Source organism: Larkinella sp. VNQ87 (assembly GCF_049445795.1).
Lineage (GTDB): Bacteria > Bacteroidota > Bacteroidia > Cytophagales > Spirosomataceae > Larkinella.
Window position 1 is genome coordinate 182,714 of record NZ_JBMSDT010000001.1, and the last position, 12,811, is coordinate 195,524.

General features: G+C 53.0%; 12 protein-coding genes. 4 read left to right on the forward strand and 8 right to left on the reverse strand.

Annotated features, from left to right (window positions below; translation table 11 throughout):
• Positions 1-81: 81 nt before the first annotated feature.
• From ACO2Q8_RS00810 to ACO2Q8_RS00840, 7 genes are all read right to left on the reverse strand, one after another.
• A complete protein-coding gene (locus ACO2Q8_RS00810) occupies positions 82-1,533 on the reverse strand; it encodes a RagB/SusD family nutrient uptake outer membrane protein (RefSeq protein WP_423342867.1) in 1,452 nt (483 codons plus the stop codon).
• 117 nt (positions 1,534-1,650) lie between these two features.
• Positions 1,651-4,620 (reverse strand): SusC/RagA family TonB-linked outer membrane protein, encoded by a 2,970-nt coding sequence (locus ACO2Q8_RS00815; RefSeq protein WP_423342868.1) that lies wholly within the window; start codon positions 4,618-4,620, stop codon positions 1,651-1,653.
• A gap of 216 nt (positions 4,621-4,836) precedes the next feature.
• The gene (locus ACO2Q8_RS00820) at positions 4,837-5,574 is read right to left on the reverse strand and encodes an IclR family transcriptional regulator (protein WP_423342869.1); all 738 of its coding nucleotides are present in this window, start codon (positions 5,572-5,574) and stop codon (positions 4,837-4,839) included.
• Between the two features lie 143 nt (positions 5,575-5,717).
• Positions 5,718-5,978, reverse strand: a complete 261-nt coding sequence (locus tag ACO2Q8_RS00825; protein WP_423342870.1) for a hypothetical protein — start codon at positions 5,976-5,978, stop codon at positions 5,718-5,720.
• Positions 5,978-6,271 (reverse strand): hypothetical protein, encoded by a 294-nt coding sequence (locus ACO2Q8_RS00830; protein WP_423342871.1) that lies wholly within the window; start codon positions 6,269-6,271, stop codon positions 5,978-5,980. Before ACO2Q8_RS00830 ends, ACO2Q8_RS00825 begins: the two co-directional genes overlap by 1 nt.
• A 4-nt stretch (positions 6,272-6,275) precedes the next feature.
• Entirely contained in the window at positions 6,276-7,697 is a 1,422-nt protein-coding gene (locus ACO2Q8_RS00835; RefSeq protein WP_423342872.1) for an ATP-dependent DNA helicase, read from the reverse strand.
• A gap of 41 nt (positions 7,698-7,738) precedes the next feature.
• Positions 7,739-8,128 (reverse strand): hypothetical protein, encoded by a 390-nt coding sequence (locus tag ACO2Q8_RS00840; RefSeq protein ID WP_423342873.1) that lies wholly within the window; start codon positions 8,126-8,128, stop codon positions 7,739-7,741.
• Positions 8,129-8,323: 195 nt separating this feature from the next.
• Here ACO2Q8_RS00840 and ACO2Q8_RS00845 point away from each other — a divergent pair, with 195 nt between their 5' ends.
• The 4 genes from ACO2Q8_RS00845 (at position 8,324) to coaD (ending at position 10,821) form a co-directional block, all read left to right on the forward strand.
• Complete coding sequence (locus ACO2Q8_RS00845; protein WP_423342874.1) at positions 8,324-8,761, forward strand: CBS domain-containing protein; 438 nt, start codon at positions 8,324-8,326, stop codon at positions 8,759-8,761.
• Positions 8,762-8,862: 101 nt separating this feature from the next.
• Positions 8,863-9,327 carry an NUDIX domain-containing protein gene (locus ACO2Q8_RS00850; protein ID WP_423342875.1) on the forward strand — a complete coding sequence of 155 codons (465 nt, stop codon included), beginning with the start codon at positions 8,863-8,865 and terminating at the stop codon, positions 9,325-9,327.
• Positions 9,328-9,441: 114 nt separating this feature from the next.
• Positions 9,442-10,314, forward strand: a complete 873-nt coding sequence (locus ACO2Q8_RS00855; RefSeq protein ID WP_423342876.1) for a DUF3822 family protein — start codon at positions 9,442-9,444, stop codon at positions 10,312-10,314.
• A gap of 51 nt (positions 10,315-10,365) precedes the next feature.
• The gene (gene coaD / locus ACO2Q8_RS00860) at positions 10,366-10,821 is read left to right on the forward strand and encodes a pantetheine-phosphate adenylyltransferase (protein ID WP_423342877.1); all 456 of its coding nucleotides are present in this window, start codon (positions 10,366-10,368) and stop codon (positions 10,819-10,821) included.
• A gap of 57 nt (positions 10,822-10,878) precedes the next feature.
• Here coaD and ACO2Q8_RS00865 read toward each other — a convergent pair whose 3' ends face one another.
• Positions 10,879-12,390, reverse strand: a complete 1,512-nt coding sequence (locus ACO2Q8_RS00865; protein WP_423342878.1) for a capsule assembly Wzi family protein — start codon at positions 12,388-12,390, stop codon at positions 10,879-10,881.
• Between the last annotated feature and the right edge of the window lie 421 nt (positions 12,391-12,811).

Consider the following 12,811-nt stretch of genomic DNA (forward strand, 5'->3'; position numbering starts at 1 on the left):
GATTCGAAAAGCGTGAAAAGCAGGCAATCGGCAGAACCGACTGCCTGACCAACCAATCTAAAACCTATTATTCTACAGCCCTCAATACCCCGGATTCTGGTCTTTCGACGGATCAAGCGCCGAGTTGTAATTCAATTCGGCCACCGGAATCGGCCAGAACAGGTGCTTGTCGGCCACGTCCTTGCCCGTTGCCGCCTTGATCACTTCTTTCAACTTGGCTGTCCCCAGTCGTTTCAAATCCAGCCAGCGTTTAGCTTCATATTGGGTTTCATAGCCGCGCTCCTTGAGTACCAGATCGTTGAAAGTCGTGGCAGTATAATCAGCCAGCTTGAAATCCACGTCGGAAGGCGCCGTGGGATTTTTGCCGTAGGCCCGGCGGTGAACCTGGTTGAGGGCTTCCACGGCAGCCGCCGTCGGTCCGTTGCCCGCCCGGCTGGCGGCTTCGGCGTAGAGTAACAGGATGTCGGCAAAGCGGTAAATCGGAAAGTCATTGCCCGCACCGTCGCTGGTAGCAGCCAGCGGATCGGAGAATTTCTTGCACAGGATGCTGTTTCGGCCCAGACCGATATCCCAACTGTACCAGAAGGCGGTTCTCCGCAAATCCTTCTCATCCCAGTTTCTGATCACCGGGTTGGTTTGCGTATCGCTGTAATGGGCATAAAAACCGCCTGCACCGTGCAGCCGCGAACCCGGATGATGGGCAAACATGGCCAGGTACATCCCCTGACCGGGTTGTCGGGTGGCTTTCAGGTACCAGATTTCCTCTGTCGAAGTCACCACGGTGGGCCCAAACACCTTGCTGTCGAACTCTGCCGCCGTGGCCACGGGCACCAGCGAAAATTTGGCGGATTTGATGATCTCATCGGCTTTATCCCGGGCTTCGGCGTACTGATTTCGCGTAAAATACACCTCGGCCAAAGCCGCCTTAGCCGCCCATTTCGTAGCCCGTCCGACCTGCGTGCCTTTGTCGGGCAGGTTGGCTTCGGCTTCTTTCAGATCGCTCAGAATCAGCGTGTATACTTCCTCGGCCGTGTTTCGTTTCACGTTGGGTTCATTCAGCGTTGCTTCCGTCCGGATGGGCACCCCACCCCAGTTTCGGACCAGCCAGAAGTAGGCAAACGCCCGTACGTACTTGGCTTCAGCGACATATCGGGTCACATCGGCCGCGCTGATGCTGCTGCCGTTGGGCGCATTCTGAATGACCAGATTGGCGTTGCGGATAGCAAGGTAGAAAAGCCGCCAGCCGTCGTCGGTGCGCGGGATGTTCGTGCTGTTCAGGCCCTGAAAATCGCTCAGTACCTGGTAGCTACCCCGGCCGTAGCTGTAATCGGTGTACGCTTCCAACTGCGCGCCCAATTGCCCGGTAATGCCGTTGGTAGCCCGGAGCTGCGCGTAGGCCGCGTTGACGGCCGCTTCGACTTCGCTGGCGGTATTGTAAAACGTCTCCACCGCCACCGCTTTCGGTTTTTCGACCAGCACTTCCTCACAGGAGAGCAGGCCGAAGAGTAAAGGAAGGAATAGTATCTTTTTCATAGCTTTCTCAATTTTGAATGAGTGAATGATAGAATGAATGAATAGCAAAAGAGCGACTGTGTAAAAATTATTCCATCATTAATTCACTCATTCTATCATTCACTCATTCATTCAAAATTAAAACCCAACCCGCAGGCCGAAGGTGACGGATTTGGAGGTGGGATAGCTGTAGTGATCGATGCCCTGGCCGATGGAGTTGGCCCCACCCTGCGAGTTCGTTTCCGGGTCCCACCACGAGTATTTCGTGAGGGTCAGCAGATTCTGGCCGCTGGCGTAGACCTGGGCCGTCCGCATCCAGGTGATACCCAGTTTCGGTAGCGGCAGGTTGTAGGCAAGTTGAATGGTCCGGAGCCGCAGGTAGGAGCCGTCTTCCACAAACCGGTCGGAATAATTGTAGCTGTTGGCACGGGAAATCACCGGGTATTTCGCATTCGGATTGGTCGGCGTCCAGTGGTTGTAGAGCACTTCGCGGGGCATGTTCAGCCCAAAACCGTAGTCGAGCGTGTTGTTGATCGAACTGACGTTGACCAGGTTGTTGCCCTGCGTTCCCTGAACAAACAGCGTCAGGTCGAACCCTTTGAACGACATAGCGGAGTTAAAACCGTAGATAAAGTCCGGATTGGGATCGCCGATGATCGTTTTATCAAGCTGGTTGATGACGTTGTCGCCGTTCAGATCCTTGTATTTTACCTTGCCCTGTTCGGTATAGCCGTCTTCCCGGTAACCGTAAAAGACACTCATTGGCTGGCCTTCGCGCAGCAGATTGGCCGCATCGCTGATGAGCGTTACGCCTACGCTGCCGCCCAGAATGTCCTGCCCGCCGTTGAGTTTCACGACCTTGCTGCGGTTGAACGAAATATTCCCGTTCACATCCCACTTGAATGCCTTGTCGATAATCCGGGCATCCACGGCAATTTCCAGTCCCTTGTTCTGAATCTGGCCCACGTTCCGGATCGTGCTCGTGAAGCCAAAACCGCTCGGCAACTGGACGGTATTGAGCAGATCACGGGTGTTTTTGATGTAATAATCCAGCGTCAGGCGGTAGCGGTTGCTCAGAAAACCGGCATCAATGCCGAAGTCGGTCTGTTCGGTGGTTTCCCATTTTAGGTTACCGGGCAACTGCGTGCCGGGCGCGAAGGTGTTGTAGAGGGCGTCATCGAAGACGGTTTTTCCCGCCGACAGGTTGTTGAGTGTCGCGTAGGCATTGATCGCCTGGCTGCCTGTAAGGCCCCAACTCGCCCGCGCCTTCAGGTCGGTGATGAACGGTACGTTCTTCATGAACTCCTCTTCCGACACCCGCCACGCCAGCGCCCCCGACGGGAAATAGCCCCATTTGTTGCCTTCGCTGTATTTCGAAGAACCGTCGGCCCGGAAGCTGACCGTCGCCAGGTACTTGTTGTTGTAACTGTAGTTAACTCGTCCGATGTACGAGAGCAATGTGCTGAACGAGTAGCTCGTGCCCGGAATGCCCGGTGTGGCCGCCGACCCCAGATTGGCGGTTTCGGTAATGTCGCTCAGAAAACCGACGCCCGATGCATTCAGGGATTTATTCAGAAAATCCTGGTACGTAAACCCGGCTACGGCCGAAATGCTGTGCTTTTCGGCGATGGTCTTCAGGTAACTGATCGTGTTTTCGCTCAACAAACTCATGCCTCGTGAGGTCGAAACACTCGCGCTGCCCTGCGAATTGACAAACTTTGTCGTGGTGTAGCTGTCGGTGCGGTCGTCGCTGTTTTCGATCCCACCCGAAATCTTAATCGCCAGTCCATCGAACGGCTTGAAGGTCAGGGCGGCATTTGCCAGCACCCGGTTGGCATCCACGTCGTCGGAGGATTGGTAAATATAGTTCAGCGGGTTAATCAACACGTTGGAAATGAACGGATAGGCCGTTGCCAGCACCCGGTACGTGCCGTCTTCGTTATAAGGTGTCAATGTCGGCGGAGCCGAGATTGCCGCCGAAATCAACGAACCGCCCCGGTTGCCACCGCCCGAATTCTGGCGACTCGTCGTGATTTTCGTCAGCGTGGCCCCGTACGTCAGGTTGAATTTCCGGCTGACATCCGACGACACATTCGCCCGCAGGGAATACCGTTTGTAATCGCTGCCGATCACGATCCCCTGCTGATTAAAGATGCTGCCGCCGACCGAAAACCGGGTTTTATCGTTGCCCCCGCTAACGGTCAGGTTGTGCGTTTGCATCGGCGCTTTCCGAAAAATCAGGTTCTGCCAGTCGAAGCCTTCACCAAAGTTATTGATCTGATCCTGGGTAAAATACGGGGTCAGTTTATCGGTCGTAGCCTGTTCGTTATAAAACGTCGCGTACTCCCGGGCATTCATCAGGTCCAGTTTTTTCCGAAGCGTCTGAATGCTGTAATTCCCGTCATAATCGACCTGAATTTTCCCGGATTTGCCTTGCCGGGTGGTAATCAGCACCACGCCGTTGGCCCCCCGCGATCCGTAGATGGCCGTGGCTGACGCATCTTTCAGGATTTCGATGCTCTCGATGTCGGTGTTGTTGATGATCGTCGGATTGCTGCCCGAAGTCGGAAAACCATCGATGACATACAGCGGTTCGTTGCTGCCCTGAATCGAGTTGGTCCCCCGAATCCGGACGCTGATGCTGGCCCCCGGAGCGCCCGTGTTCTGCGTCACCTGCACCCCCGGCGCCCGGCCCGACAATGCCTGCAAGACGTTGGTCGCCGGAAAGGCATTTAGTTCTTTGGCCTTTACCTGCGCCAGCGACCCGGTCAGGTCCGACTTCCGAACGGTTCCGTAGCCGACCACCACGACTTCATCGAGTTGCCGTGAATCGACCTCCAGGGCCACATTGATGACGGACTGGTTGCCCACGGGAAGTTCCTGAGCGATGTAGCCGACCGACGAGAAAACCAGCGTTGCTTTGGCCGGATCGGAAACCGAGATGCGGTATTTTCCCTCGGCATCGGTCGTGGTGCCGGTGGTTGTCCCTTTCAGCGAAATGGTGGTGCCGGGCAACGGGGCATTATCGCTGGCTCCGGTCACCCGACCCGTCACAACCGACTGAGCCCACCCGAATGGGTGAATCAGCAACAAGAGTAGACAGCTCATCCACCTTTTGTACATTATTGGCTTCATAAAGGATGGGTTTATTTTTATATTATAAAATTTAATTTTATTCTATTGCAATTGTAAGCACTTCCATCAATTCTTTCCAACTTTTTTACAATTTTTTTACAAAAAAAATAAAGTCCCTCCGTCAATCCGGAGCTGCAAGGGCACAAAAAAAGGGCCAAGGCCCTGGTAGAAAAATCTCTCTAATCTATTCTAAATCAACCTTTTAGTGATTGACCTAGCCGTTTTACGAAGTAAATCCAGTAAATGTCGCTTGTCCATTGCCATGTAACGGTATTCCGGAAGATAGATACTCAAACTGGCAACGACTAACCCATTTTTATAAACCGGTACGGCCAGGCCCATGACATGGCGGTTAGCGATGGTTTGCAAAGCCAGCTCCTCCTGCCGGATCAACGCAAGGGCTTCCATCAACTCCGTTTCGGATTTTATTTCGGGCCAAGAATCGTGGGTAGGCAGCCCATATTTAGCAATAAACCGCTGAATTTTTTCACCAGGCAACATTGCCAGCAAAAGCCGTCCCGAGGCTGCATCGTACACCGGTTTGATGTCTGTGGTGCGTACCTGCAAATCCTGTTCGGCAAACGTTCGATAAATTGCAATACGCTGATTGTCTTTCAGTACGGCCAATAAACAATTTTCATTGACGGCCCGGGTTAGGGCATCCATCTCTTCGCGAGCGGCTTCGAGCAGATCTTTCCGGTAGGCATCATTCCCGGTCAGGCTATACGATTGGGCTCCCAGGATGTAGCCTTTCTTAGTGCCGACCTGCTCCACATACCCCCGGGCCACGAGCGTTTTCAAAATATTCGCGCAGGTCCCGTGGTTGAGCTGAAGTGCGTCGGCCAGATCACCCAGGGATTTGGGGCGTTCCGGATCATTCGAAATCAGTTCCAGCAAATCGAACGCCCGGTTAATTACCTGAATCATGTTCTATTATTTTTACAATGCAAAAATAATCATGATTCATACGAAACAAAATGTAGACCGAAGGGAAGGTAAAGCAGCCTTGAAATTTTATAAGGCAGAAGGATAGCTTACGGGTAGAATCCGATCAGGAAAGCAATTTTTTTTCACCAAACGTAATAAAAAGCCAGCCCGACCAGACCAACCAGCAGCCCTTCCATAAGCCAGATTTGCAGCGTATTCTGATTTAAAATCCGACGTGTTAGAAAATGTGCGCCAAGAGCCATCCCGATGAGCGGAATCCCGAAGAAGAAATGCAGGATATTATTTTCCTCGTTTAGATGAAGCAGTCCATTCCCAACCATCATGAAGCCCAGTCCGGCGACCAACGTGAAGGGGGTTATGAAGTCAAATAGCTTTTTGAGCATCACTTCGCCAGAAATAACTCCGCCAGCGCCGTCCACTCTTCGTCCAAGGTTCCGGCAAAAACCGTCGCCCCCGCCCGGCGGTACCAGTAACCGGCATTCCAGGCGTCGCCTTCTTTGCGGTGGAGGTAGGCATGCAGCCGGTCGTAGTCGCGGGTACCTTCGCGGCTCTGGGCAACTTCGTGGGCGCGTTCCCAATCGCCTTTGCCGTCGAACCAGAGGGCTTCGGCCACCGGATGCAGGCCAGAGGGCGGGTTGGTTTCGGTCAGGCTGGCGGTAAATTCCTTGAGGGTCATGGCGTTATTCGAAAAACTGGGGCATGAAATTCATCAGAAACGCTTCGTCGGTCGCCCGCGTGATGGCCGTGTAAAGCCAGCGGACAAAATCCTGGTTCACCTGCCCGTCGGGCAAATAACCCTGATCGACAAAAACCGCCGGCCACTGGCCTCCCTGGGCTTTATGGCAGGTCAATGCGTAGGCGAACTTCACCTGCAAGGCATTCAGGTACGGATCGCGCCGGATGGCTTCCGTGCGCTCCTTTTTCGTCTTGATGTAAAAATAGTCTTTTTGCACGCTGTCGTACAATTGCCGGTTTTCGTCCCGGCCCAGCGACGGCTGCGGGGAATAGAGCGTATCCAGAATAATCTTGCTCTCAAACTCGGGTTGCTCGTCCAGATCGACCAGCCGGAGTGTGACGGTGGCAAATTTTAGTCCGTGCTGCTCCTCGCGCTTGCGGATTTTGAGTACTTCCACAAAGTCGCCATTCGCCAGAAAACCGGCGGGTGAATCGTCGTCCAGCACCGTGTAATTATTCTTGACGATCATCAGCATATCCCCCGCGTCGAGTTCTTCCTCGCACTGGTTGATAGCGCGCCGGATGTACTGATTATATTGCACGGCCATCTTGTTCGAGCGCGTGATGATGATCGTATTCTCGCGGCCATACTTATCGTAGCAATACCGGATTCCGTCTTCCAGTTTCTCGCCGGTCATCTTGTAAATATCCCGAAACTTCCGCACGTTCAGGTGGATACGCGGCTGCGGTTCCTGCAACACGTCCCGCAAGTTGGTCGCATTCAGCAGAATGCCCGAATGTTCGTCCTGCCGCATGACCTCCAGCAACTCCTGCTCAACCACCACCATGTCGAAATGCCGCTCCAGGTAGCCTTTGTCCAGCGCCGGGCTCAGTTCCTTACCCACCGGCGGTAACTGCGCCACGTCGCCCACCAGCATCAGCCGGTTTCCGGGGTTTTCAAACACAAAATCGACCAAATCGGCCAGCAGCCCGTTCATGCCAATCTCCGCATCGTCGCTGATCATCGAGGCCTCATCGACGATAAAAACCGTGTCTTCGTGGTAGTTTTTCTGCCGCTGAAACACCAGGTTTCCGGAGTTTGCATCGGCAATCTGACGGTAAATTTTCCGATGAATCGTCTGGGCCATCCGTTTTGAGTAGTTGGCCATGACCTTGGCCGCCCGGCCGGTCGGTGCCAGCAGCACCGATTTGTACCCAAATTTGGGCAACACTTTAATCAACGTGCTGATCAGTGTCGTTTTTCCGGTACCGGCGTAGCCTTTCAGCAGAAAACAATCGCGGTAATGTTCGTGCTCCGACCGAAGCATGAACGGGTTCATCTGCTCAAAGAAAAGCTGCTGTCCGGAAGTGGGCTTGAACGGGAAGCGTTTCGCCAGCAATTGGGCGGGCGTCAGGGTTTCATTCATTGGACGAAGATACGGAAAAATGGGGCGGTTTTCAATCGAAATCACTGACGCTGGTACGGAAACCGGCAGCCATCTTCGTCTTCAAATGTCACGGTTTCATTCTTAATCACAAACCGGTACGTTTTGGTTACATCCCTCGTATTCACCATTTTCACCAGTTGCCGGTCGACCTCATACGCCCCGGCATCCCAGGCCATCTGCACCGAGGTAGCTTCCGACTGCGTTTGGTAAATTCCGTTCGCCGTAAACTCCACCACATCCGGATACACGGCGCTGCACGGGGCCGGACTAACTTTCTGCCAGGACCCGATCAAGCCGTGGGTTGGGTCGGCGGCATCCCGGACCGGTTGCCGACGACACGCAGCTAAAAAAGTACCCGTCAACACGAAACCGAACACGAATTGCCTAAACAAATAAGAAGCTCGATGCATAAGTGGTTGTTTTTTCAAACTTATCAGAACCCCACTTGAAAAACAAGGCAATTATTTATGCCTAATCTTGATCAAATAATTAAATTATTCGAAGAAATTAGGCCAACCAAAGCCATGAAATACAATTTTTGATTGCTTTTGTCATACGGTTTTTCTACTTTGATCCCAACCCAACTACCAAAACCTCTCCAGCCCATGAAAATTCGTCAGATTCTGCAAGGCAAAACCATCAACACCATCTATTCCGTCACCTCCGATTCAACGGTTTACGAAGCTCTGGAAGCGATGGCCAGTAAAAACATCGGTGCCGTGCTGGTGATCGACGACGGCCAGCTTTCCGGCATTTTCTCCGAACGCGATTATGCCCGTAAAGGGATTCTAAAAGGTCGGGCTTCCAAAGACACCTTGATCAAAGAGGTGATGACGGCCAACCTCATCACCATCAGCAGCGATCAGCGCCTGGAAGATGCCATGATCATCATGTCCGACAAACACATTCGCCATCTGCCCGTTGTCGACAACGGCGAACTGACCGGCATTATCTCCATCAACGACGTCGTGTCGGCCATCATCCGCGACCAGAAAGCCCGCATCGACTCCCTCGAAAGCTACATCTCCGGAAACCCTTATTAAGAGTTAAGAGTTAAGAATGAAGAGTTAAGAGTTAGCTTCGCCACTTCTAGGGAAAAGGCGGAGCCAACTCTTAACTCTTCATTCTTAACTCTTAACTCCTTATGGATTTGTTTGGCAACCGGCTGCGGGTGCGGGTTTGCGGGTTGTGTCGGGTTGGGGATCAATTGCTGATGGTTCGACACCGGGGGTTGGGGCCGGCCGGCACGTTCTGGGCACCGCCGGGGGGCGGTTTGGAGTATGGCGAAACCGCCGGGCAAGCGCTCATTCGGGAGTTTCGGGAAGAAACCGGTTTGGTGATTGAGGTCGGTGAACTCCGGTTTGTGAGCGAATACCTGAACAAACCGCTGCACGCTCTTGAACTGTTTTTTGAAGCCCGGATCGTGGGCGGAGACCTGCAACTGGGAACCGATCCGGAGTTAGACACTGCTAATCAACTGCTTGCGGATCTACAACTGTTGACCTTTCAGGCTATTAAACGTCTGCCCGCCGAGGAGGTACACAGCCTTTTTCAGCGCTGTGATTCGATGGAGGATTTATTCCAATTAAGAGGATATTTGCACCCATAGTGACGGTCTGTCCGGTATTTTTGTACTTTTAGCCGTAGGAACGGGGACTCCCCGGCGCAACCCACTGGCATTTTATCTATTTTACTGTTTGTGCATACCGAGACTGTAGCTGCTGTGACCCCAACTGTCGCCCTTCGGGAAGAGTCCTTCGATCCTTCCACGACCGACTCGTTCCAACTCTGCCTGGAAATGAGCAAAGAACGTTTCCGGTTTTGCGTGGTCGAACCCGCCGAGCGCCGTTGCATCTGGCTGGAAGATTATACATTTCCGACGTTGTTGACCGAAAATCCGTTGATTCCGTCGTTGCGGACGATTTACCAGAACCATCCCGTATTGCAATCATCGTACTGGAAAATGATCCATGTCTCGGTCAATTCGTCGTCGTTCACACTAATTCCTTCGGCGCTTTTCCGGAAAGAATATGCCGCCCAATACCTGCAACTGATGCGCGGGAATCCGTTGTCGGCGTCGGAACACGCCCTGGCTTATACGCACCGAAACGAAGAGTTTCAGGCGGTTTTCAGCGTTGACAATGCCCTGACCGACTGGCTGGCAGCAACCTACCCCCTTCAGCAAATTACCCTGGTTCATCAGTCGAGCGCCCTGATTCAGGCAACCTCCATGACCGACTCGGTGCTGAATTCGGACCAGAAGTTATCGTTGAATTTTGAAGGCGACTCGGTTACGATTGTCTTCCGGAAGGGCGGACAGTTTATGTTCTGCAACCGATTTGCGTTCAAAAATGCCACCGATCTGGTCTATTATATTCTCTACGTCGTCAACGAGTTACAAACCGAACCCAAAGCTTTACAGGTTGTTTTATACGGCGAAATAACCCCCTTTGCCGAAATTTATACCTCCTTAGAGCAATTTCTACCCAATCTGTCGTTCGGTCAAACTCCCGCAGGCTTGCAGTTGACAGCCGCTTTCGACGACGTACCCGAACACCGGTATTTCAGTTTATACGGCAACACCTTCATCGACTGAGCCCGAACCGTCGAACTGTCGAACCGTCGAACCGTACCTTTCTGAACCTGTATGAAACGAATTGCGCTTTTCCCCGGCTCCTTCGATCCTTTCACGAAGGGACACGAAGATGTGGTCTTGCGGGGCCTCAACTTATTTGACGAGATTATCATTGGCATCGGACGCAACGCGAACAAACAACGGTATTTTCCGCTCGAACAAATGGCGGGACTGATCGAGAAAACCTTTGCCGGTCATCCCAGCGTCCGGGTGGTGACATATGACGACCTGACCGCCAACGTTGCCCGTGGGCTAGGAGCTCGTTTTTTACTACGCGGATTACGCAACACGACTGATTTTGAGTACGAAAACAGCATCTCCCAAGTCAATCGGTACGTCTACGAAGATGTCGAAACCGTTTTTCTGATCACCTCGCCCCACCTGGCGCCCATCAGTTCGAGCATCATCCGGGAGTTGCACCGGTATTCGAAAAATATCGACGAGTTTCTGCCGTACAAATTGTCTTGAACCAATCGGTTCGGTCCTGACGCAAATCGAGATGGCGGTTGTTTTTTTCACTCAGGTTCACCGTGCCCGCCCGACCCGGTATTTGTAATAATCCCAGGTTTTGCGGATTCCGGCGTAGATGGCGTTGCTGTTCGGAAATAGCCCGCCCTGATCAGCAGCGGCCGAAACCGTTGCCAGCAATCCACTCTGATTGAGCGGAATACCTAGTTGCAGCAACGAAGAAAATTGCTCGACGGTTTGCGCAAACGGCATTTCATACGTGCCGTAATTCTGGCTATACGAAACCTTGACCAGAAACGTAGCCTGCCGACCAAAACCGCCGTGCAGCCCGGCATGATAGGCCCGAACCCGGTTATTGACAAAGAAGCCATACCGCGGCAGATCCGGCCGGGAGTCGGTCATGGGGGTAATGAAAGGCGTTCCGATGCCGTTTCCCTGATACGACCATCCGTTACGGTATTGGCTGTGGTTGAAGTAGTTATCACGTCCCCGTAACAAATCGGCGTCCAGAAACTGGCTTCCGCCCTGCCCTTTTGTGTACAGAAATTCGGCGACCGCGCCGGTAATCCGGAAGCCCGACGAAGCCGGGTTCAGGTTCCGAAACCGAATCCCGTTCAGGCCGTCTTCGAGGTTGGTACCGTAAAAAAGGGAACCATCTTCAAAAATGCTTTGGCGGTAGAGCAGAATCGAAATTCTCTTCGTGCTGTATTCGAACCCCAGATCAATAGTTCCCAGGTGATTCCCGATGCGGTTTTCCCGGTCGAACCGGCTGTAGTAGGTAGTATCCACCCCGGCCGTCTGGGCGCCGAGACTTTTCCCGATCATCATGTAGTAAAAGGCTTCTGCGCTGGCGGGCAGGCGACCGTTTTTCACCAGGCCTTCCGTCAGATCCCGGGTGGTGCCGCCCCACTCGACCTGGTGATTGAAACCGGCGTATAGTTTGATGCGCCAGTTGGGTTTCCCCAGGCGCGCATAGAGCGCTTTCTGGTGCAAATACGCATTCCGGACAATACTGCGGTTATCGAACCAGCCGTGCGCCAGAAACCCCCGAAAAGCAAGCAGCCCGTTTTTGAACGGAAATGACGTGTATTCGGACAATCCGACCTGGATTTTAGGCATCGGCAAGGCATTACCGGACCAGCTATACGAGCCCGAACTCAGGGTTGAATCGACCAGACCAACGACCTCGCGCCGACGACCTCCAACCAGTTCCAGTGCCCCCACCCGCATGTTGACGTACGCTTCGGGCACCAGCAGGGCGGTTTGGCCGCCCGAAGCCACATTCCCGATCACATCAAGGCCGTAGCCTACGCCAAAAAAGTTTCTACGTTTCGCGGGGAGCGTGTCTGCCGTCGAATAATACCGAACGTCTCTCCGAACTCCGGCACGAAGCGTGGCATAGGGCAGACTGGTCGGGACAACACCGAACTGATTGGAACGCAACCAGAAAGGGGTTTGGGTTGATGTGCCATAAAAACCGCCTACTTCCGTGAAAAGCTGAACGGGTTTAACTTCGATTTGGGCCTGAGCCAGAAAAGGACAGAAGAAAAATAGTAGGCGTTTTATCATTTGATTTTTTGGAGAAAGGATGAACTACCCAGGTAAAAAAGGACGTAGAACCCAATACCTGCAAACCCCACGGTTACGGAGTTTTCCTGGGTGACCTCATAAGCCATGTAAGCACTTCCCAGGGCGAGAAAACCGCTTAACAGGACAAGCAGAACATAAGCGCACCAATAGCGGGCAGAGCGTTTAACACTAGTTTTTTGGGGTGTCATTGTGCAACAGGAAAAATGAGAATTCATTCCGAACCGAACGTTGGGGCAAAAAAGGTTCCTGCCGACAGCAAGCTGCCGGGAACAGAAAACCGGTTTTCACCGATTCATTCGAAATTTTTAAGAAGTGATTTTGTTACGGTTGGATCCCGGATGAGATCGTGGGCTAAGCCAAGTTACGGTGGGCTCAACATCGGATTTAATCGAAGAGTGAG

Excerpts from the sequence above, each read along its gene's own strand:
- ACO2Q8_RS00835 (WP_423342872.1), bottom strand. The coding sequence starts at position 7,697 with ATGAATGAAACCCTGACGCCCGCCCAATTGCTGGCGAAACGCTTCCCG.
- ACO2Q8_RS00825 (WP_423342870.1), bottom strand. The coding sequence starts at position 5,978 with ATGCTCAAAAAGCTATTTGACTTCATAACCCCCTTCACGTTGGTCGCC.
- ACO2Q8_RS00830 (WP_423342871.1), bottom strand. The coding sequence starts at position 6,271 with ATGACCCTCAAGGAATTTACCGCCAGCCTGACCGAAACCAACCCGCCC.
- coaD (WP_423342877.1), top strand. The coding sequence starts at position 10,366 with ATGAAACGAATTGCGCTTTTCCCCGGCTCCTTCGATCCTTTCACGAAG.
- ACO2Q8_RS00810 (WP_423342867.1), bottom strand. The coding sequence starts at position 1,533 with ATGAAAAAGATACTATTCCTTCCTTTACTCTTCGGCCTGCTCTCCTGT.
- ACO2Q8_RS00820 (WP_423342869.1), bottom strand. The coding sequence starts at position 5,574 with ATGATTCAGGTAATTAACCGGGCGTTCGATTTGCTGGAACTGATTTCG.
- ACO2Q8_RS00850 (WP_423342875.1), top strand. The coding sequence starts at position 8,863 with ATGGATTTGTTTGGCAACCGGCTGCGGGTGCGGGTTTGCGGGTTGTGT.
- ACO2Q8_RS00865 (WP_423342878.1), bottom strand. The coding sequence starts at position 12,390 with ATGATAAAACGCCTACTATTTTTCTTCTGTCCTTTTCTGGCTCAGGCC.
- ACO2Q8_RS00815 (WP_423342868.1), bottom strand. The coding sequence starts at position 4,620 with ATGAGCTGTCTACTCTTGTTGCTGATTCACCCATTCGGGTGGGCTCAG.
- ACO2Q8_RS00845 (WP_423342874.1), top strand. The coding sequence starts at position 8,324 with ATGAAAATTCGTCAGATTCTGCAAGGCAAAACCATCAACACCATCTAT.
- ACO2Q8_RS00840 (WP_423342873.1), bottom strand. The coding sequence starts at position 8,128 with ATGCATCGAGCTTCTTATTTGTTTAGGCAATTCGTGTTCGGTTTCGTG.